Origin of the sequence: Bradyrhizobium sp. CCBAU 11386, from assembly GCF_028128955.1 — a bacterium.
Classification (GTDB): Bacteria; Pseudomonadota; Alphaproteobacteria; order Rhizobiales; family Xanthobacteraceae; genus Bradyrhizobium.
On sequence record NZ_LBKA01000246.1, the window covers coordinates 17,523 to 38,523 of the forward strand.

The following is a 21,001-nucleotide window of genomic DNA, read 5'->3' on the forward strand; positions in this document are numbered from 1 at the left end:
TCAGAGCCTCGTTCACTTCATTCCGCTCATCTGGTGGATCGGCATCATGTTGCTGTTGAGGTGGTTCATCACCCACAGCGAACCGGACAACGCGATCACCACCATGACGATGGTAAAGATCAGCGCCATCATGCTCCAGCCGTTCTCGGATTTCGTATTCATGTGCAGGAAGTAGATCATGTGCACGACGATCTGCACGACCGCGAAGGCCATGATGACCAGTGCGGTGATCTGCTTGCTCGGCAGAGCCCCGCTCATCACCAGCCAGAACGGGATCGCGGTGAGCACGACCGAGAGCACGAAGCCGAGGAGATAGGTCGAGAACGTGCCGTGGGCGTGACCATCGCCGTGGTGATGATCGTCCGCGTGGGCGGCGTGAGTATCGGTGTTCATCGCAGAACTCCCAGGAGATAGACGAAGGTGAAGACGCCGATCCAGACCACGTCGAGGAAGTGCCAGAACATCGACAGGCACATCAGGCGGCGGCGGTTGGCCTCGATCAGGCCGAACTTCCAGACCTGCACCATCAGGGTCACCAGCCAGATCAGGCCGCAGCTGACGTGCAGGCCGTGGGTGCCGACCAGGGTGAAGAAGGCGGACAGGAAGGCGCTGCGCTGGGGCGTTGCGCCTTCATGGATCATGTGGGCGAACTCGGTGAGCTCGATGCCGATGAAGGCGGCGCCGAACAGGCCGGTGATCGCCAGCCACATCTGGGTCTGCGCGATCTTGTTCTGCTGCATCGTCAGCATCGCGAAGCCGTAGGTGATCGACGACAGCAGCAGCATCGAGGTGTTCACCGCGACCAGGTCCAGGTCGAACAGGTCCTTCGGCGCGGGCCCGGCGGCGTAGTTGGCGCCGAGCACGCCGAAGGCGGCGAACAGCATCGCGAAGATGAGGCAGTCGCTCATCAGGTAGATCCAGAAGCCCAGCGAGGTGCTGTAGCCTTCAGGATGCGGATGTTCGTCGGCGAGATAGAAGACCGGTTCGCCGGTTTGCGTGGGATTGACAGCAACAGTCATTTACTTGGCTCCGGCGAGCAGTTTGGTGCGCGCGTCCTCGGCCCGGATGACGTCTTCAGCCGGAATGTCGAAGTCGCGGTGATAGTTGAAGGTGTGACCGATCCCGACGACGAGCATCGCGATGAAGCTCGCAGCCGCCAGCCACCAGATGTACCAGATCAGGCCGAATCCCATCGCGGTGGCGAGGCCGGCGAGGATGACGCCGGTGCCGGTGCTGCTCGGCATGTGGATCGGCCTGAACCCGGTGAGCGGACGCTGGTAGCCGCGCTTCTTCATGTCCCACCACGCGTCATTGTCGTGAACGACGGGGGTGAAGGCGAAGTTGTAGTCCGGCGGCGGCGAGGAAGTGGCCCATTCCAGCGTGCGCGCATCCCAGGGATCGCCGGTGACGTCCTTGAGCTGCTCGCGCTTCAGGAAGCTGACCGCGAACTGCATCAGCATGCTGAGAATGCCGAGGAAGACGAGGCCGGCGCCGATTGCGGCGATGACGAACCAGATCTGGAGGCTGGGATCGTCGAACACGCGCAGACGGCGGGTCACGCCCATCAGGCCGAGCACATAGAGCGGCATGAAGGCGAGGTAGAAGCCGACGACCCAGAACCAGAACGACAGCTTGCCCCAGAAGACATCGAGCTTGAAGCCGAATGCCTTCGGGAACCAGTAGTTGATGCCGGCAAAGGCGCCGAACACCACGCCGCCGATGATCACGTTGTGGAAGTGCGCGATCAGGAACAGGCTGTTGTGCAGGACGAAGTCGGCCGGCGGAACTGCGAGCAGAACGCCGGTCATGCCGCCGAGCACGAAGGTCAGCATGAAGGCGATCGTCCACATCATCGGCAGCTCGTAGCGGATGCGGCCGCGATACATCGTGAACAGCCAGTTGAACATCTTCGCGCCCGTCGGGATCGAGATGATCATCGTGGTGATGCCGAAGAACGAGTTGACGCTGGCGCCCGAGCCCATCGTGAAGAAGTGGTGCAGCCAGACCAGGTACGACAGGATGGTGATGACCACCGTGGCGTAGACCATCGAGGTGTAGCCGAACAGCCGCTTGCCGGAGAAGGTCGAGGTGACTTCCGAGAAGATGCCGAAGGCGGGGAGAACCAGGATGTAGACCTCGGGATGGCCCCAGATCCAGATCAGGTTCACGTACATCATCGGACTGCCGCCGAAATCGTTCGTGAAGAAGTTGGTGCCGACGTAGCGATCGAGCGAGAGCAGGGCGAGCACCACGGTCAGGACGGGGAAGGAGGCGACGATCAGGATGTTGGTGCAGAGCGAGGTCCAGGTGAACACCGGCATCTTCATCATGGTCATGCCGGGGCAGCGCAGCTTGACGATGGTACAGATCAGGTTGATGCCGGATAAGGTCGTGCCGACGCCGGCGACCTGTAGCGCCCAGATGTAATAGTCGACGCCGACATCAGGGCTGTAGCCGATGTTCGACAGCGGCGGATAGGCGAGCCAGCCGGTGCGGGCGAATTCGCCGATGAACAGCGAGGCCATCACCAGCACCGCGCCGCCGACCGTCATCCAGAAGCTGAAATTATTCAGGAACGGGAACGACACGTCGCGCGCGCCGATCTGGAGCGGCACGACATAGTTCATCAGGCCGGTGACCAGCGGCATCGCCACGAAGAAGATCATGATCACGCCGTGGGCGGTGAAGACCTGGTCGTAGTGATGGGCGTTGAGATAGCCATCGGAGCCGCCAAACGCGAGCATCTGCTGGCCGCGCATCATCAGCGCGTCGGCAAAGCCGCGCAGCAGCATCACGATGCCGAGGATCATGTACATGATGCCGATGCGCTTGTGGTCCACCGTGGTGAACCATTCGCGCCAGAGGTAACCCCAGAGCCGGAAATAGGTGAGGCCGCCGAGCAGCGTGGCGCCGCCGAGCGCGACCACCACGAAGGTGCCGACGACGATCGGCTCGTGCAGTGGCAACGACTCGAGGCCGAGCCGGCCGAAGATGAGCTTGAGAAGATCAGGAGACATGCGAGCTCTCTTTAGGAGTCTGACTTCGGACGCTGTCCGAGGAAGAAGGACGAGGACTTGAGCGGCGTGAAGGTCGGCCGCCTCAGGCCGGCGCCGAGCAGCGGCGCGGTGTCGACCGGCGCCTTGATCGACGCGGTGGTCGCGGCGCCTTGCGGCGCATCCGGCGTACAGGTGCCGGCGACGAAGGTCGGCTCGGGCCCGAGCGCGGTGCCGCGGCGGGCGTACTTGTCGTAGGCGAGCGGCAGGGTGTTGTTCAGGCCCTCATGGCCGCGGCCGCCCTTGGCGTCGATCGCCATCATCTCGCTCTGGCACATCTTGCCGGTCTCGACGCACATGTTGAGGATCAGGCGGTAGAGATCGGAATCGATGGTGCCGTAGCGGCGCACCGGCTCGTTCTGGCTCGGCTTTTCGAGCTGGAGATATTCGGCGCGGCCGAGCGGGCCGCCGGCGGACTTGGCGCTGGCGATCCAGGCGTCAAAGCCCTTGTCGTCGAGGCCCTGGAAGTCGAAGTGCATGCCGGAGAAGCCGGCGCCGCTGTAGTTCGCCGAGAAGCCCTTGTAGGTGCCGGTGTGGTTCACGACGGCGTGGAGCTTGGTCTCCATGCCCGGCATCGCGTAGATCTGGCCGGCGAGCGCGGGGATGTAGAACGAGTTCATCACCGAGGAGGCGGTGATGCGGAAGTTGATCGGACGATCGACGGGCGCTGCCAGGTCGTTGACGGTGGCGATGCCGTAGTCCGGATAGATGAAGAGCCACTTCCAGTCGAGCGCGACGACGTCGACCTCGAGCGGGGCCTTGGACTGGTCCACGGCGCGGTCGGCGTGGATGCGGCCGAGCGTGCGATAGGGGTCGAGCAGATGCGTGCCCATCCAGGTCAGCGCGCCCAGGCAAATGATGATCAGCAGCGGCGCCGACCAGATCACCAGCTCGAGCTTGGTCGAGTGGTCCCAATCCGGCTCGTAGCGGGCGGAGGTGTTGGACTGGCGGTAGCGCCAGGCGAACAGCACCGTCAGCGCCATCACGGGGACGACGATCAGGAGCATCAGGACGGTGGAGATGATGACGAGGTCGCGCTGCTGGGCAGCGATGTCGCCGGCTGGCGCCAGCACGACGTAGTTGCAGCCACTGAGCGCAACTGCCAGGGGTAGCAGCGCCAGGATCTTGAGACGGGACACGGGCCGAGCCTTTGAGAATGAGTTTCCTTTGCGGGGCCAACGGGTAGCTGCGGCGCAGCAATCCGGACATTGGACAATTTGTCCAATGTTGCAGTGCGGAATGTTGGGTCAGACAGGCCCGGATTGCCTGGCGCCCCGCCGGGCGGTCGGCTTTGGTTTTCAGGACGTTAAGGGCGCACGCATGGCGACGGCACAGACCCCCGCAATGGCAGACTTCCACTCGGGCGAGCACGGCCACGACCAGGCCAGTCCCGGCGAGATCGCCATCGGCGTCATCATCGGCCGCACCTCGGAATTCTTCGACTTCTTCGTCTTCGCGATCGCCTCGGTGATCGTGTTCCCGCGCCTGGTGTTCCCGTTCGCGAGCGAGCTCACCGGCACCCTTTATTCCTTCATGATCTTCGCGCTGGCCTTCATGGCCCGGCCGATCGGCACCGTCATTTTCATGACGGTCGACCGGGAGTACGGCAAGACGGCCAAGCTGGTCTCGGCGCTGTTCCTGCTCGGCACCGCCACCGTGGCGCTCGCGTTCCTGCCCGGCTATCACGACATCGGCGTTGCGGCGATCTGGCTGCTGGCGCTGGCGCGTATCGCGCAGGGTCTGGCCTGGGGCGGCGCCTGGGACGGCATGGCTTCGCTGCTGGCGCTGAACGCGCCGCCCTCCAAGCGCGGCTGGTACGCGATGGTGCCGCAGCTCGGGGCTCCGCTGGGGCTGATCGTGGCGAGCGCGCTGTTCGCCTATTTCGCCGGCAACCTCTCGGCCGACGATTTCTTCGACTGGGGCTGGCGCTACCCGTTCTTCGTCGCCTTCGCCATCAACGTCGTGGCGCTGTTCGCCCGCCTGCGCATGGTGACGACCGAGGAATATGCCTCGCTGTTCGAGACCCGGGAATTGCAGCCCGCGCGCATTTCCGAAACGGTCGCGCGCGAAGGCCAGAACATCATGCTCGGCGCGTTCGCACCGCTCGCAAGCTTCGCGCTGTTCCACATGGTCACCGTGTTTCCGCTGTCCTGGGTGTTCCTGTTCACCCGCGAAAGCCCGGTGCGCTTCTTGATCATCGAGATCGTCGCCGCCGTGTTCGGCGTTGCCGCGATCGTGGCCTCCGGCATCATCGCCGACCGTGTCGGCCGCAAGTCGCTCTTGATGGGATCGGCGATCGCGATCGCGATCTACAGCGGCTTCGCCCCGCAGCTGCTCGACGCCGGCGCGTTCGGCGAGACCATCTACATGGTGATCGGCTTCATCCTGCTCGGCCTGTCCTTCGGTCAGTCCTCGGGCGCGATCGCCTCGAACTTCAAGCAGGCGTATCGCTACACGGCCTCGGCGCTGACCTCTGACATGGCCTGGCTGTTCGGCGCCGGCTTCGCCCCGCTCGTCGCTCTGTTGCTTGCGACCAATCTCGGCGTCATCGCCTCGGGTGCGTATCTGCTCTCGGGCGCGTTCTGGACACTGCTCGCGCTCTGGCTTAGCGGCCAGCGCGAGGCGGGCGATATGGACGCGGGGGGCTAGTCAAGCGCGGAATTTGTAGGGTGGGCAAAGGCGCATAGCGCAGTGCCCACCGTCTTTGAACAGTTGGATAGGGAGCGGTGGGCACGCTACGCTTTGCCCACCCTACTGGCTGCAGCCACAAACGAGATGTCGTCCCGGCCGAGTGCGCAATTGCGCACGGGGGGCCGGGACGACAGCGGAATTTGCGGAGCGATATCCCGGGTTCGCGCTAAGCGCATCCCGCTCAGCGCAGCCTCAATCCGCGACGATCTTCACGCGATCCCTCACCTTCACCTGCGCGGTGCGATCGAGGCCGTTGAGCACGCGGAAGCGCTCGGCGGGGTGATCGACGCCGGCCATGCGGTGGGAGAGCGATTCCACGGTGTCGCCGGGCTGCACGGTGATGACCTTGATGCGCAGCGGGCGCGCGGCCTGGATCTCGTCGAGGGTCAGGCGGCGGAACGAGTTGACGGTCTCGCGCGCGTTGCGCTCGCTCTCGGTCGACTTCTGCCGCGCGGCGAAGATGAAGCGATAGACGTCGCTGCCGAAGCGCAGCGCATAGACCTTGAACTGCCACTGGTCTCCCTTGGCGGTGACGGACGCGGCCGGGAAGCCGTTGATGGTGATGTCTTCCGTGGACGCCTTCTCGACGCCTTCCATCCAGCCTGAATTGAGGTAATCGCCGAGCGACTGCTCGGCCGGCACCCTCACCACGTCGAAGCGCATCGCCTGCGAGCCGCCGTCACGCACGCCGATCACCGCCTGCGCGGTGTTGTCGAGCGTGAAATTGTCCGGCGCCTGGAAGGTGAAGCCGAGCTTCGGATGCAGGAAGCGGCGGCCGCGGACAAAACCTTCGCTCGGGTCTTCGCCATAGACGAGGTTGTCGATCGCGGCGAGATAGCTCTCGCGGTCGCGCTCGCCGCCTTCCGGGGCGACGTACTGCCGCGCGATGGTTTGCGCGTTCTGCACACGCTCCGGGGTTGCCGGATGCGACGAGGTGAAGTCCTGCGCGCGCGGATCGAGCGAGGTCTTGCCGGCCTTGAGCTCGGCATTGCGCTCCATCGCCGAGAGGAAGCGGGCCGCGCCATAAGGGTCGAAATGGGCCTTGGCGGAGATGCCGACGCCGATGCCGTCCGCCTCGAACTCCTGGTTGCGCGAAAAGCTCGCCATGGTGAGCTTGGTCTTGGCCAGCGCAAGCGCGGTGAGATCGGGATCGTTGCTCATGTCGGTGACGACACGGGTGACGATCGCGGCCTGGCGCGCCTGGTCCTCGCGCATCGCGGCGTGCTTGGACAGCACATGCGCCATCTCGTGGCTGAGCACGGAGGACAATTCCGACGTATCGCTCGCAAGCGCAAGAAGGCCGCGCGTGACGTAGAGCTGGCCGTTCGGCAGCGCGAAGGCGTTCACCGCGCCGGAATTGAGAATGGTGACCCGGTAGCCCTGGTCGGGGCGGTCGGAGGCGGCGACGAGCCGGTCGACGGTCTTGGTGACGAGCGATTCGAGCCTGGGGTCGTCATAGGTGCCGCCATAGCTCGCCAGGATGCGCTCGTGCTCCTTTTCGGTGGCGGGGGTCTGCGCGACCGCGGGCTTCGGCTTGGGCATCGCGACCGCCGGCGGGGCAGCCGCGGTCTGGAACCGGCCCATATCGCCGCAGCCGGCGAGCGCCGTGCCCAGCACGAGGCATAGCACAGCCGGCGCAGCCCGAAGGCGGCGGCCTTCACCCGTTTTGTGCTGTTCTAGCACCCCATTCACGTCGCTAACCCGTGCCCGGCCCGTTTAAGGCCTTACCCCTGTCGGCTCGTTTGCACTCAGCAACTCGACCTGTCCCACCCGGAGCACATCGATACGCGGCCCCGTATTCCCCTCAACCCAGCCCCGGACTCGAATACGTCTACTTTCCAAGGACTTAAGGGTAACCCCGGCGTTTTCGAACGCCGGTAACGCACGCCTTGAAATAGTCACGGCAAAGCCGCGTGTCCAGTTCCGTCCGAAGTTGAGGTAGGTCATTGCCCCAGCTTGCCGGACCGACAGGACTTTGCCCTCGACCACCATAAATCGCCCGATCCCGGCCAAAATATCGTCCGGACTTTCCGCGTTTTTTATGGCCGACAGGTCAGCCCAGTTGCCCTTTTTTTGGCGCCGCGCCTCGGCCTCCGACGACATCAGGGCGGCCGCACAGTCCTTGTCGGCGATCTCGGCGGAGACGATGGCCTCGCCCTGGGCCAGCAGCATCGCCTGCACCGGGGTGTCGCTTTCGCCGATGAAGACCAGCCCGCCCTGGCGCCCATAGCGGTCTGGCGTGTCGTCAGCGCTCCGCAGCGTCACGTCGCGGCCGACGAGCAGCGAGGCCAGCGCCTGCTTCGTCGTCGCGGTCGGTTCGATTCCGGAGAGGCGGATCTCGCGGCCGTCATCGAGACGCACGCTGCGGGCATCGACGATCGCGGCGACGCGGCCTTCGCCCTGGGACTCGAATTGGCACGGCGCTGCGCGTGCGGTGACGTGCGAGGCGAGGAGGATCGCTGCGGCGATGCGGATGAGTGGTCGCGTCACGTTGCCCGGAGAGGTTGCGTTACGCGCCATTCTTAACTCAAACGCGGCGAACGACGAAGGGGGTTTAATGCTCCGCTATTACTCCACACTCCGTCATTGCGAGCCAACGGGTCCGCGCAAAGCGCGGCCCGATGACAGGCTCCGCGAAGCAATCCAGAGTCCCTCCGCGGAAAGATTTCCGGATTGCTTCGCTGCGCTCGCAATAACGACGTGGAAACATCTTGCGTCATCCCACCATTCCGCTTTGCGGAAAACGCGTGACGATCGCGCGACCTGCACTGCCCTCACGCTTGCTGCCCTCTCGCGCATGCGGCATGATTGCGGCAATAGCGATCGGCAATAGCGATAGCCAAGAGCGATAGCCAAGAGCGATAGCCAAGAGCAATAACCAAGCCGCCATCAGAGCACGGCGCGATAAGGGAGGTCTTTTTCGATGAAGCGAATTTTGCCGGGCATTTTTGCCGCTGCGTTGGCCCTGAGTGCGAGCGCCGTGCAGGCCGAGGACAAGTCGCCACTGAAGATCGGCGGCATTCTCGACATGTCGAGCCTCTATGCCGACATCACCGGTCCCGGCAGCGAGACTGCAGCCAAGATGGCCGTCGAGGACTTCGGCGGCGAGGTGCTGGGACGCAAGATCCAGGTGCTGGCGGCCGACCATCTCAACAAGGCGGATCTCTCCGCCAACATCGCCCGCGACATGCTCGACAATCAGGGCGTCGAGATGATCTACGACGTCGCGGCCTCCGCGACCGCGCTTGCGGCGGGCGAGATCGCGAAGGCGCGCAACAAGATCATCATGTTCAACGGCCCGGGATCGATCCGTCTCACCAACGAGGCCTGCGGTCCCTACACCGTGCACTACGTGTTCGACACCTACGGCCAGGCCAACGTGACCGGCCTTGCGGCGGTGAAGTCGGGCCTCGATACCTGGTTCTTCCTCACCGCCGACTATGCCTTCGGCCAGGATCTGGAGAAGGACACCAGCGCCGTCGTCACCAAGACCGGCGGCAAGGTGCTCGGCGGCGTGCGGCATCCGCTCAACACGTCGGATTTCTCGTCCTTCCTGCTTCAGGCCCAGGCCTCCAAGGCCAAGGTGATTGGCCTTGCCAACGCCGGCGGCGACACCGTCAATGCCATCAAGCAGGCGGCCGAGTTCGGCATCACCAAGGGCGGCCAGAAGGTCTCGCCGCTGCTCGCCTTCGTGACCGATATCGATTCGATCGGACTGGAGACGGCACAGGGCCTGCTGCTGGCGGAAGCCTTCTACTGGGACCTCAACGATGACACGCGCGCATTCTCGAAGCGCTTCACCGAGCGCATGAAGCGGCCGCCGACCTCGGCGCAGGCCGGCGTCTATTCGTCCGTGACGCATTACCTGAAAGCCGTGAAGGCGGCGGGCACGACGGATGCGGCTGCGGTCATCAAGGTGATGAAGGAGACGCCGATCAACGATTTCTTCGCCAAGGGCGGCAAGATCCGCGAGGACGGCCGCATGATCCACGATATGTACCTGTTCGAGGTGAAGAAGCCGTCGGAGTCCAAGGGCCGCTGGGACGACTACAAGCTGCTCGCCACCGTGCCCGGCAGCGAAGCGTTCCAGTCGCTGGAGCAGTCGCGCTGCCCGCTGGTGAAGAAGTGACGCAAAGCGTCATCCCGGGGCGCGCGTAAGCGTGAACCCGGGATCTCGAGGTTCCCAGGTGCGCAATTGCGCACCATAGTTCGATGCTTTGCATCGCCCCGGAACGACGACCAAAACAACAAGAGGGAGACGTCCCATGAGCAACGACATGGTCCTGCAAAAGCTCGAAGGCGGGCTGCTCACCATCACGATGAATCGCCCCGAACGGAAGAACGCGCTCAACCCGGACATGGTACGCGGGCTGGTCGAGGCGGCGCGGCGCGCGGCTGACGATCCGGAGGTGCGCGCGGTGCTGTTCAAGGGCGCCGGTGGATCGTTCTGCGTCGGCGGCGACGTCAAATCGATGGCGGAGGGCCGCGCGCCGCTGCCGTTCGAGCAGAAGCTTGCGAATTTGCGCCGCGGCATGGAGGTCTCGCGCATCCTGCACCAGATGCCGAAACCCGTGGTGGCGCAGCTCGACGGCGCCGCGGCCGGTGCCGGCCTCTCGATGGCGCTGTCCTGCGATCTGCGTATCGCTAGCGAATCCTGCAAGATCACGACCGCCTTCGCCAAGGTCGGCTTCTCCGGCGATTACGGCGGCACCTATTTCCTGACCCAGGTACTCGGCAGCGCGCGGGCGCGCGAGCTCTATCTGATGTCCCCGGTGCTGACGGCAAAGGAGGCGCATGCGATCGGCATGGTGACCAAGGTCGTGCCCGACGCCGAGATCGACACTGCTGCCCACGAGCTCGCGCTGTCGCTGGCGCAGGGCCCCTCGATCGCACTCGGCTTCATCAAGCGCAACATCAACAATGCCGAGCACCTGGCGCTGGAGGATTGCTTCGACGGCGAGGCGATCCATCACACCCGCTGCGGCGACACCGCCGATCACAAGGAGGCCGCAAAGGCCTTCGTCGAGAAGCGCAAGCCCGCCTTCAGAGGCGAATGACGATGTCTTCGTATATGCGCTTGCGGCAGATCTGCCTGGTCGCGCCGCAGCTCGCGCCTGTCATCTCCGACATCGCGGAGATCATGGGCCTCGCCGTCTGCTATCGTGACGGCAATGTCGCGAAATACGGCCTGGAGAATGCGCTGCTCCCGGTCGATACGATCCTGCTGGAAGTGGTGGCACCGTTCAAGGGCGGCACCACCGCCGGCCGCTTCATCGAGAAGACCGGCGGCCGCGGCGGCTATATGGCGATCTTCTGCTGCGACGATCCGGACGAGCGCGGTCGCAACGCCAACGCGCTTGGCGTGCGCACGGCGAACGTGATCGACCACGCGCCTTATCACGGCGTGCAACTCCATCCGCGCGACTGCCGCGCAGTCTTCATCGAGTTCAACCACACCGAAGGCAGCGACGACATTCTGGGCCCTTATCCGCCGGCGGGACCGGACTGGCAAAAATTCATCCGCAAGGATGTGACGCAGGCGCTGACCGGCGTCGAGATGCAGAGCCCGGAGCCAGCGGGGCTGGCGGAGCACTGGGGCAGGATCATCGGGGTCGCGCCGAGCGGTGACGCCGAATTGAAGCTGCCTAATGCCAGTTTCCGCTTTGTGAAGGGCGCCAGCGAGATCATGAGCGCGCTGGAGTTTCGGGTCGCCGATGTCGCGCAGGTGCTGCATGTGGCGAGGGCGAAGGGCCATGCGGTGGCTGGCAACGAGTTCCTGCTGGGCGGGGTCACGTTCCGGGTCAATGCCTGAGCGAGCAGCTTGTTCAGTCGTCATGCCCGGGCTTGTCCCGGGCATCCACGTTCTTGATCGTCGGTGCCTGAGGCGAGGCGTGGATGGCCGGGACAAGCCCGGCCATGACGGAGAGAATAAGCTAGAATAAGAAAAAGGACTCGCCCCCCGATGCCGCATCCGCTCGATAGCTTCTTTTCGCCCGCCAGCATCGCGCTGATCGGCGCCTCCCGCGATCACGAGAAGATCCCGGGGCGGCTCTTGTCGATGCTGCGCAAGAACGAGTATCCCGGAAAGATCTATCCGGTGAATCCGAACTACGCGGAGATCGACGGGCTCGCCTGCTACAAATCGATCGCGGAGATCGGCGCAGCCGTCGATCTCGCCGTCATCATCATTCCAGCCCGCGCCGTGCTGCCCGCGCTCGAGCAATGCGCAGGCGCCGGCGTCAAGAACGCGGTCATCATCTCTTCCGGGTTCGCGGAGGAGGGCGGCGACAGTGCGGCGATGCAGGATGCGATCGCGGCACTTGCCAAGCGCACCGGCATGCGGATCTCAGGCCCGAATGCCGAGGGCTTCTTCAGCCAGGTGCAGCGCGTGGCGGCGACGTTCAGTCCGGTCGTGGACGTCAAGCCGGGTGTCGTGCCGCTCGTCGCCACGAAGCGACGGATCGGCATCGTCGCGCAGAGCGGCGGCATCGGTTTTGCCTATTATCACCGCGCCCGGGCGCTCGGTGTCGCCGTGAGCTACGTCGTCAGCGCCGGCAACGAATCCGATCTCGGCGCCGGCGAGTTCCTCGACTACCTGGTGCAGGACGCCGCGACCAACGTGATCCTGCTGTTCATCGAAGGCATCCGCGACGTCGACAAGTTTCTCGCGGCGGCGCGGCGGGCGGCTAAGATGAAGAAGCCCGTCATCGTGACGAAAGTCGGCCGCTCCGGCGCAGGTCAGCGTGCCGCGGCCTCGCATACCGCGAGCATGGCCGGCTGGTCGACAGCCTATGATGCGGTGTTCGCGAAATACGGCTTCATCGTCTCCAACGATCTCGACGAAGCGCTGACGATTGCCGCAGTGCTGGCGAGCAACCCGTTGCCGAAGGGCGATCGCGTCGCCGTCGTCACCGTCTCCGGCGGCGCCGGCATCTGGGGCGCGGATGCGGTGGCGCTGCGGGGCTTGCAGGTGCCGGAATTGTCCGAGCGGATCCAGGCAGGCATCAAGACACTGATGCCGTCCTATGGCACGGCGCGCAATCCGATCGACGTCACCGCGCAGGGCGTCACATCGGGCGATCTCCAGAAGAGCGTCGATCTGCTCACGACCTCCGACGAGGTCGACGCGATCCTGGTCGTGTTGTCGCTGTCGAGCGAGGTGCGCAAGCCGTTCAACGAGGTCGAGCTGACGCCGGTGCTGGCGGCGCAGCACAAGCCGGTGGTGTTCTATTCCTACACAATGCCGTCCGACTTCGCGCGGCGCGAGCTTGCCAAATCCGGCGTCGTCGTGCTCTCGGGCCTGACTCATGCCGGCGTCGCGATGCGGCAGCTCGTCGACTACGCCCGTTTCGAGCTGCCGAAGCCTGCGGACGAGGCGCGGCCGCCGTCACGCGATCTCTCCGCGCATCTGACCTCGCCGGTTCTGTCAGAGGCCGACAGCAAGGCGTTGCTGCGCGCCGCCGGCATCGCGTTGCCGGACGAAGTGCTGGTGAAGGACAAGGCCGGGCTCGATGAAGCGGTCGCCCGCGTCGGCTTCCCGCTGGTGATGAAGATCCAGTCGCCCGATATCGCGCACAAGAGCGAGGTCGGCGGCGTGCGCGTCAACATCGCCACCAAGGGCGAGGTGTTTCTGGCGTTCGAGGCGCTGCTGGGCAATGCGTGCAAGCACCGGCCGGAGGCCGTGATCCAGGGCGTGCTGGTCGGCCCGATGGCAAAGCGGGGCGTCGAGATCATCGTGGGAACGATGACGGACGAGACCTTCGGCCCGATGGTGATGGTGGGTTTCGGTGGGATCACCACCGAGCTATTTCGTGACGTCGCCTATCGCCCGGCGCCGGTCGGCGCGGAAGAAGCGAGCGCGATGCTGGCGGGATTGAAGGCGGCGCCACTCTTGAACGGTTTTCGCGGAGCCGCGAAGGCGGACGTTGCGGCGCTATCGCAATTGATCGCCGACATCTCCGTGCTCGCCGCGCGCCACGCGAGGCAGATTGCGGAGATCGAGCTCAATCCGGTGCTGGTGCACGCCGAGGGACAGGGCGTGACGATCGTGGATGCGCTGGTGGTGGGAAGGAAGTCGCCGCTACACCCACCGCCGTCGTCCCGGACAAGCGAAGCGCAGATCCGGGACCCATAACCACAGGGTGTGGTTTGACGAAGACTCGGAGTTACCAGCTTGCGCTACGACTCCCTCCTGTGGTTATGGGTCCCCGCGTTCGCGGGGACGACAGGAGAGGTTGCCGAAGCACCGGCGCGATACGTTGACTACCGCCCCCTGAAGTTCGCCGCGCGCCGTTCTTCCGTCGCCTTGACGCCTTCCTTGAAGTCTTCCGTTGCGCGCAGGCGGGTCTGCTCGGCGAGCTCGTGGTTGGTCGCGGCCATGACGCGGTCGGCGAGACTGGCGCGCATGGTCGCGCGCGTCGACAGCAGGCCGAGCGGCGAGCACTCGGCGATCTCGCCGGCGAGCTTCATCGCGGCCGACTTCACCTGGTCCTGCGGCACCAGCTCGTTGGCGAGGCCCCATTTGACCGCTTCTTCGCCGGTGACGCGGCGGCTGGTGTAGAACATCAGCTCGGCATTGTTCTTGCCGATCAGCTCCGGCAGCGTCACGGTCAAGCCGAAGCCGGGATGGAAGCCGAGTTTTGTAAAGTTCGCGGAGAAGCGGGCCTCGGGGCAGGTGACGCGGAAATCCGCGGACACCGCGAGGCCCAATCCGCCGCCGATGGCCGCGCCCTGCACAGCCGCAACGATCGGCTTCCTGGCGCGGAAGATACGCACGGCCTGGATGTAGAGATGGCTGATCGGCCCGAGGTTGTCGGCCGGATCGCCCTTCTTCTCAGCCTCGCGCGCTTCCTGGGCTTGTCGCGCCGGGTCGCCAAAATTGGCGCCGGCGCAGAACGCCTTGCCCTGCGCCGAGAGCACCGAGGCGCGGATCTCGATGTCGCGGTCGAACTCGTCGAGCGCGTCCGCGATCTGGTTGATCAGCGAGATGTCGAAGAAGTTGAGCGGGGGCCGGCGGATCTCGATGGTGCCGACATGCCCGACCTTCTCGACGCCGATATCTGTATAAGTACTCATTCTTGCCTCCAATATCTCAGTAGCGAAGAACCACCTCTCCCATCGGGAGAGGTCGATTTGCGTCAGCAAATCGGGTGAGGGGTTGTGCTCCATCGAGGGACCGTAACCCCTCACCCGGCGCTACGCGCCGACCTCTCCCGATGGGAGAGGTGAACGGAGTGTGCGGCCGGGAGTTCGCTCTCATCAGCGCTAGCGCAAGCCCAAGCCGCGGGCGATGATGCCGCGGAGCACCTCGGTGGTGCCGCCCTGGATGGTGAGTTTCGGCGCGGTCTTGATGGCGAAGTCGAGCTGCCGCTCCAGCGTCTCGCGGTTGGTCGCGGTCTCCTCGACGAAGGCGGCAAGGTCGCGCACGCGATGCGGAAGCTGCTGCTCCCAGACCGTGCCGATGTCCTTGACGATGGACGCTTCCACCACCGGCTCCTTGCCGGCTTGCAGCATGCCAGCAACGGAGACCGACATGCGCCGCATGGTGTGGAGCTGGGCCACCAGGCGGCCGATGCCTTCGGCGCTACGCGTGTCCGGATTGGGGCCGACCGCGCGGACCAGCTCGGTCAGCACGTAGTAGGTTTCCAGGAAGCGCTCGGGGCCCGAACGTTCATAGGCGAGCTCGCTCGTTGCCTGCTTCCAGGCGCCGTCGACCTCGCCGAGCACGTGATCGTCAGGGACGAAGAAGTCGGTGAAGACGACCTCGTTGAACTCGTACTGGCCGGTGATCTGGCCGATCGGGTTCACCTTGATGCCCGGCTGCTTCATCTTGACCAAAAACTGCGTCAGGCCGTGACGGCGGTTCTCCTTGGTCGGCGGCGACGTCCGGAAGATCGCGATCATGTAGTCGGCGATGTGCGCCGACGAGGTCCAGATCTTGGTGCCGTTGATGAGATAGCCGCCGTCGGTCTTGGTCGCGCGGGTCTTCGCCGCGAACAGGTCGGAGCCGGAGTTCGGCTCGCTCATGCCGATCGCGAAGCAGATCTCGCCGCGGCAGATCCGCGGCAGGATCTCCATCTTGATATGTTCGGGCGCGTATTTCAGCAGCACCGGCCCGCTCTGGCGGTCGGCGACGAAGAAGCGCCGCGTCGGCGCATTGGCCACGCGCATCTCCTCGGTCACCACGTAGCGTTCGAGGAAGGAGCGCTCCTGGCCGCCATATTTCTTCGGCCAGGTCATGCCGAGCCAGCCCCTGGCGCCGACCCGGCGGGAAAATTCCGGCGCGTCGGTGTCTTCGCGGTTGGGCTTGTGCGGATCGAAGGTGCCGGCGGCGATTTCGTCGGCGAGGAAGGCGCGGACTTCCTTGCGCAATTGCTCGCATTTCTCGGGCAGGCGGATCGGATCGAAACGGAGGGCAGCGGTCATGTGTTTCGTCTCCCGATCAACGCGAAGCTACCAGCGGCCACAATTCGTCGGCGCCGCGTGTGGCCACCAGCTTGCCGAGCTCGACAGCCCAGTGGCTTTCCGAACCGAAATCGTCGCGCCAGGCCAGCGCGCGCAGCGAATAGCGGTGCAGGATGTGCTCCATGGTAAAGCCGATCGCGCCATGGACCTGATGCGCGATGGCACCGCCCTTTTCGGCGGCTTCCGCGCAGCGGATCTTTGCTGAGGCGGCCTCCAGGTAGACCGCGTCGTCGAACGACTTTGCGTTTGCAAGGGCGTCGGCCGCGGACGTTGCGGCCGCGAGCGCTGCGGCGGATTCGCCGGCAAGGCGCGCGAGATTGTGCTGCACCGCCTGGAATTTCGAGATCTTCTTCTCGAAGGCGACGCGCTCGTTGGAGTAGCGCACGGAGATGTCGAGCATCGATTCCAGCGCACCCGCGATCTGAAGGCTGCGCGCGACGCCGCCCATCAGCATCAGGGTGGTCTGGTCAAAGCCCTTCGGCGCCGGCTTGGTCGTGATTGGCTGGACCTTGTCGAGTGTGACGGTGTCGCTGTGGTCGTAGCCGACATTGAGCCCGGATTCGATCCGGCCCTTGCTCGCGTCGACCAGCGCGATCACGGCGCCGTCCTTGCCATGGGCCAGCACGGCAAAATGCTTTGCGGCCTTCGCAAAGGGCACGCCGCGGGCTCGGCCGGAGAGCGCGCCGTCGGCATCGCGCGTGATGCGATCCTTCGGCGACGCCGGGACGACCGTCATCGCGCCTTCGGGCGAGGCGATCCTGGCCTGCGCCAGCAGCCAGCCCGCCAGCATGGTCTCGGCGAGGGGGACCGCGACCGCGAAGCGGCCGGCAGCGTTGAGCAGCGCAAAGCCGTCGGCAAGGCTCGCGCCGGAGCCGCCGAGATCATCCGGCACCCAGGACAGCGGCAGCCCGGCCTCGCTCAGTGCCTGCCACAGCGGCGCCTGCCAGGAATCCTTCTTGTCGTTGTTGATGGTTTGCGGATCGGCGAGATCGGCGAAGATTTTTTCCGCGGTCTCGACGACGATATTGTCACTCTCCGCCACAGCGTTCCCCGTGTTTTGCCATTGGCGCGTCCCGCCAGGTCAAGCCGGCGCGCGGTCTCTTCTTGCGCCCGATGATCTGAAAAAGCCATGGCCCTGACAAGCGTTGATCGCAAGCCCATCTGCGGCGCCGGCATGGGGGCAAGAACCGGTCTGGACTAATTCCGCTTAGCGGAGTTTGCTCGATTTGCAGGGTGCGGCAAACTCGCTAAACAGGGCCAGCGACTTAACGCTTGCATCAGATACAGGGGAAGGAAATCCGGATGGCCAAAGGCAGCTTGTGCGCAATCGTGACGGGGTCGGCATCCGGGCTGGGTGCAGCGACCGCGGAAATTCTCGCACGGAGCGGGGCGCGGCTCGTCATCAACTATTCGTCGAGCCAGAAGGAAGCCGAGGCCACGGCGGAGCTCTGCCGCAAGGCCGGCGCTGCGGAAGTGCTGGTCGCCCAGGGCGACGTTTCCAAGGATGAGGATTGCCGCAAGATCGTTGCGGCAGCTGGCGGCTGGGGTCGGCTCGACGTGCTCGTCAACAATGCCGGCACCACCAAGCACGTCGCTCATGCCGATCTCGACGGATTATCGGCGGAAGATTTCCAGCGCCTCTATGGCGTCAACACCATCGGCCCGTTCCAGATGGTGCGCGCGGCGCGCAGCCTGCTGGAAGCCGGCGCGAAGGCGTCGGGGCGGGCGTCGGCGGTCGTGAACGTGTCGTCGGTGGCCGGCATCAGCGGCGTCGGCTCGTCGATCGCCTATGCCGCGAGCAAGGGCGCGCTCAACACCATGACGCTGTCGCTGTCGCGCGCGCTGGCGCCGCTGATCCGCGTCAACACGGTATGCCCCGGCTATATCGACACGCCCTGGTTCACCAAGGGCCGCGGCGAGGCCGGCGCAAAGCAGGTGCGCGACAGCGTGGTGGCGAAGGTGCCGCTCAAGGTCGCATCATCCGCCGAAGACATCGCGCAGCTCGTCTGCTTCCTGGCGATGCCGGCCTCCAGCAACATGACCGGCGAGGTCGTGCGCATGGATGCGGGGATGCATTTGATTACGTGAGATCGCGCGGCACACTCAAATGTCGTCCCCGCGAAAGCGGGGACCCATAACCACGGGGAGGAGTTTGGCGCGAGACTGGTAACTCCGAGTCTTCGCCAAACTCCTCCCTGTGGTTATGGGTCCCGGATCGGCGCGCGCTTGGGGCGCGCTTGTCCGGGACGACACCGAATGTGTTTAGCCTTTTATCACGCCGCTCGTCACCAGCCGGTGCCAAATGAACAGCACCACCACCGCGCCGATCGTGGCCATGATGAAGCCGGCGCCCTGGTCCGGACCGTAATGGCCGATGGCCTGGCCGACGAAGGTCGCCAGAAACGCACCGGCGATGCCGAGGATGGTGGTGAGGATGAAGCCGCTCGGATTGTTCGGCCCCGGCGCGAGCCAGCGCGCGATGAGGCCGGCGATGAAGCCGACGACGATGATCCACAACAGGCCGCCCATGCTCATGACAATGCTCCCCTTCCCGAGAACGCGCAGATCAATCTTCGATTAAATTCTGCCCGAGAGTTCGTTCTCGGTCGGCAGCCGTCCGTCCGGCGTCAGGTGGTCGATCACCTGCGGCAGATATTGGCTGAGGCCGGAGAGCAGCTCCTCGCGCGACAGGCCGCTCTGGGCGGACAGGCTCTCGATCTGGTCCGCGCCGAGTGCGCTCGCGAGATCGCCGGGCGCGATCGGCTTGTTCTCGCCCTTGCCGACCCAGGAATTCGCGGCCTCGCCGTGGCCGCCCTGCTGGAGCTGATTGAGGAGATCGCCGAGACCGCCGCTCAGCACGGTGCCGGCCGCGCCGCCTGCGAGCAGGCCGCCGAGGCCGCCTTTGAGCAGATCGCTGAGACCGCCGCCGCTTCCTCCGGGAATCGTGGCGTTGCCGGTATTTACAGGCGTCGGAGGCGGCAACGGTGAGCGCTGCTGCGGGGCAGGCGCCGCGCCCGGCTGGCCTGCCGTCAGATGCTTGAATGCCTTCCAGGCGAGCAGGCCGAGCAGCGCCATGGTCATCGGCGACATGCCGCCGGAGGATTTCTCGGAGCTGGGTGTGCTGGGGCCGCGCGGGCCGTTCTGCATGCCGTTGAGGACGTCGAGTAGACCCATGGTGCTCTCCTTTGGCGTCTCGTTCGGCGAGCGCTCGCCGCTGACTGCCCCCGGGGCGAGAACATATGGGGCACTCATGACGGTTACAAGGCGGCTGCGATGCGATGGGCAGCTGGCCTCGCCTCTGCTATCGAAGGCCGGTCATTCAGGGAGCGAGGTCAGTGGTTACGGATCGACCGATCGTGGTGGCCGGCGCGGGCGCCATCGGCTGTTTCGTCGGCGGCATGCTGGCGGCCTCGGGCCGCCGCGTCGCGCTGCTGGTGCGGCCGCGGGTGAAGACCGAGATCGAGCGGTTCGGCCTGCGGCTGACCGATTTCGACGGCTCCGAGAAGAGGCTCGGGGCCGGCCAGCTCGCGCTGTCGGAAGACCCTTCGATCTTCCATAGCGCCGGCATCGTGCTGGTGGCGGTGAAGAGCGCCGACACCGCCGATGTCGCGGAGCAGATCGCGCAGCATGCGCCGCAGGATGCCGTCATCGTCTCGCTTCAGAATGGCGTTGGCAATGTCGCGGTGCTGCGCGAGCGTCTCGGCGGCCGGCGCGTGCTGGCCGGCATGGTGCCTTTCAACGTGGTCGCGATGGGCGAGGGCCGCTTCCACCGCTCGACCTCCGGCGACATCCATGTCGGAGAGGACGCCGGGAACACGGCCGGGGCGCTCTCGGTGGCTGGCCTTTCGATGCGCGCGAGCCGCGACATCACCGGCGTGCAATGGGGCAAGCTGATCATCAACCTGAACAACGCGCTCAGCGCCTTGTCGGACATGCCGCTCGCCGCGCAACTGGCAAACCGCGACTGGCGAAAATTGTTCGCCGACCAGATGGCAGAGGGGCTGGCCGCGATGAAGGCCGCCGGCATCAATCCGGTCTCCGCGACGCCGATCCCGCTGAACTGGACGCCGACATTGCTGCAATTGCCCGACATGATCTTCAACGCGATCCTGGGGCGGACCATGAAGATCGATCCCGAGGCGCGCTCCTCGATGTGGCAGGATCTGAAGCAGGGCCGCAAGACCGAGATCGACTATCTCCAGGGCGCGGTCATCGCGCTTGCCGAGCAGAACAATGTCAATGTGCCGCTGATGCGCCGCATTGTTGCGCTGATCAAGGAGGCTGAAGTCGCCGGCAACGGCCCGCCCGGGCTGACGCCGCAGCAGATTCGCGGGTAGCGCCTGAGTGCATGCCGTGCGACCGGAGGAGCAACGATGAGGCGTTTCTTGATGATCGGATTCGCACTGGCTGTGCTCTGCGGCGCGTCCACGCTTGCGCAAGCCCGGCCGCCGACCGTCATGAACTCTCCCGGCTATGACAGGCGGTTGCAGGAGAGCAGGTCGCAGTTGGGCAGTTCACCGGCGACGGCGCCTGTGGTGACATCCAAGCGTAGCAAGAAAAAACCTACGAACTGACGCCGCACCCTCAGCTGTCGTCCCGGACTCAGCTGTCGTCCCGGACAAGCGCGCCCCAAGCGCGCGCCGATCCGGGACCCATCACCACAGGGAGGAGTTTGGCGAAGACTCGTGGTTAGCAACTCGCTCCATAACCACTCCCTGGGGTTATGGATCCCGGATCTGCGCTCCGCTTCGCTGCGCTTGTCCGGGACGACAGCGAAGTGTGTGGCGGCCCTC

At 65.1% G+C, this 21,001-nt stretch carries 18 protein-coding genes; 7 read left to right on the forward strand and 11 right to left on the reverse strand.

The window, feature by feature from the left end; genetic code table 11:
• Positions 1-12 precede the first annotated feature (12 nt).
• From cyoD to cyoA, 4 genes are read right to left on the reverse strand one after another with little or no spacing between them, the layout of a single operon-like run.
• Positions 13-393 (reverse strand): cytochrome o ubiquinol oxidase subunit IV, encoded by a 381-nt coding sequence (gene cyoD / locus XI09_RS29590; RefSeq protein ID WP_271569976.1) that lies wholly within the window; start codon positions 391-393, stop codon positions 13-15.
• A complete protein-coding gene (gene cyoC, locus XI09_RS29595) occupies positions 390-1,019 on the reverse strand; it encodes a cytochrome o ubiquinol oxidase subunit III (RefSeq protein WP_271569977.1) in 630 nt (209 codons plus the stop codon). The genes cyoD and cyoC overlap by 4 nt, the downstream gene beginning before the upstream one ends.
• Positions 1,020-3,017: a cytochrome o ubiquinol oxidase subunit I gene (gene cyoB / locus XI09_RS29600; RefSeq protein WP_271569978.1), complete on the reverse strand. Its 1,998-nt coding sequence runs from the start codon at positions 3,015-3,017 to the stop codon at positions 1,020-1,022.
• Between the two features lie 11 nt (positions 3,018-3,028).
• The gene (cyoA, locus tag XI09_RS29605) at positions 3,029-4,192 is read right to left on the reverse strand and encodes a ubiquinol oxidase subunit II (protein WP_271569979.1); all 1,164 of its coding nucleotides are present in this window, start codon (positions 4,190-4,192) and stop codon (positions 3,029-3,031) included.
• Positions 4,193-4,373: 181 nt separating this feature from the next.
• Between cyoA and XI09_RS29610 the strand changes: the two genes are divergently transcribed.
• A complete protein-coding gene (locus XI09_RS29610; RefSeq protein ID WP_271569980.1) occupies positions 4,374-5,702 on the forward strand; it encodes an MFS transporter in 1,329 nt (442 codons plus the stop codon).
• A 234-nt stretch (positions 5,703-5,936) separates the two neighbouring features.
• On the opposite strand, the gene XI09_RS29615 is transcribed toward XI09_RS29610, so the two are convergent.
• Entirely contained in the window at positions 5,937-7,328 is a 1,392-nt protein-coding gene (locus XI09_RS29615; RefSeq protein WP_271570085.1) for a M48 family metalloprotease, read from the reverse strand.
• A 132-nt stretch (positions 7,329-7,460) separates the two neighbouring features.
• On the reverse strand, positions 7,461-8,264 hold the full coding sequence (locus XI09_RS29620) for a thermonuclease family protein (protein WP_271569981.1): 804 nt from the start codon (positions 8,262-8,264) through the stop codon (positions 7,461-7,463).
• Between the two features lie 403 nt (positions 8,265-8,667).
• Here XI09_RS29620 and XI09_RS29625 point away from each other — a divergent pair, with 403 nt between their 5' ends.
• The 4 genes from XI09_RS29625 (at position 8,668) to XI09_RS29640 (ending at position 13,878) form a co-directional block, all read left to right on the forward strand.
• Positions 8,668-9,873 (forward strand): ABC transporter substrate-binding protein, encoded by a 1,206-nt coding sequence (locus XI09_RS29625; protein WP_271569982.1) that lies wholly within the window; start codon positions 8,668-8,670, stop codon positions 9,871-9,873.
• A 136-nt stretch (positions 9,874-10,009) separates the two neighbouring features.
• Complete coding sequence (locus tag XI09_RS29630; protein ID WP_271569983.1) at positions 10,010-10,801, forward strand: enoyl-CoA hydratase; 792 nt, start codon at positions 10,010-10,012, stop codon at positions 10,799-10,801.
• 2 nt (positions 10,802-10,803) lie between these two features.
• On the forward strand, positions 10,804-11,556 hold the full coding sequence (locus XI09_RS29635) for a hypothetical protein (RefSeq protein ID WP_271569984.1): 753 nt from the start codon (positions 10,804-10,806) through the stop codon (positions 11,554-11,556).
• A gap of 150 nt (positions 11,557-11,706) precedes the next feature.
• Positions 11,707-13,878, forward strand: coding sequence for an acetate--CoA ligase family protein (locus XI09_RS29640; RefSeq protein WP_271569985.1), 2,172 nt, complete (start codon positions 11,707-11,709; stop codon positions 13,876-13,878).
• 128 nt (positions 13,879-14,006) lie between these two features.
• Here XI09_RS29640 and XI09_RS29645 read toward each other — a convergent pair whose 3' ends face one another.
• The 3 genes from XI09_RS29645 to XI09_RS29655 form a co-directional block, all read right to left on the reverse strand.
• Positions 14,007-14,819 (reverse strand): enoyl-CoA hydratase/isomerase family protein, encoded by an 813-nt coding sequence (locus XI09_RS29645; RefSeq protein ID WP_271569986.1) that lies wholly within the window; start codon positions 14,817-14,819, stop codon positions 14,007-14,009.
• Between the two features lie 189 nt (positions 14,820-15,008).
• A complete protein-coding gene (locus XI09_RS29650) occupies positions 15,009-16,169 on the reverse strand; it encodes an acyl-CoA dehydrogenase family protein (RefSeq protein ID WP_271569987.1) in 1,161 nt (386 codons plus the stop codon).
• 16 nt (positions 16,170-16,185) lie between these two features.
• A complete protein-coding gene (locus XI09_RS29655; RefSeq protein WP_271569988.1) occupies positions 16,186-17,250 on the reverse strand; it encodes an acyl-CoA dehydrogenase family protein in 1,065 nt (354 codons plus the stop codon).
• Between the two features lie 260 nt (positions 17,251-17,510).
• Here XI09_RS29655 and XI09_RS29660 point away from each other — a divergent pair, with 260 nt between their 5' ends.
• A complete protein-coding gene (locus tag XI09_RS29660; RefSeq protein WP_271569989.1) occupies positions 17,511-18,296 on the forward strand; it encodes an SDR family NAD(P)-dependent oxidoreductase in 786 nt (261 codons plus the stop codon).
• A gap of 174 nt (positions 18,297-18,470) precedes the next feature.
• Here XI09_RS29660 and XI09_RS29665 read toward each other — a convergent pair whose 3' ends face one another.
• Together XI09_RS29665 and XI09_RS29670 are read right to left on the reverse strand one after the other, a co-directional pair.
• A complete protein-coding gene (locus XI09_RS29665) occupies positions 18,471-18,743 on the reverse strand; it encodes a GlsB/YeaQ/YmgE family stress response membrane protein (RefSeq protein WP_271569990.1) in 273 nt (90 codons plus the stop codon).
• Between the two features lie 42 nt (positions 18,744-18,785).
• Positions 18,786-19,382, reverse strand: coding sequence for a YidB family protein (locus XI09_RS29670; protein ID WP_271569991.1), 597 nt, complete (start codon positions 19,380-19,382; stop codon positions 18,786-18,788).
• Positions 19,383-19,543: 161 nt separating this feature from the next.
• Between XI09_RS29670 and XI09_RS29675 the strand changes: the two genes are divergently transcribed.
• Complete coding sequence (locus XI09_RS29675; protein WP_271569992.1) at positions 19,544-20,545, forward strand: 2-dehydropantoate 2-reductase; 1,002 nt, start codon at positions 19,544-19,546, stop codon at positions 20,543-20,545.
• Positions 20,546-21,001 lie beyond the last annotated feature (456 nt).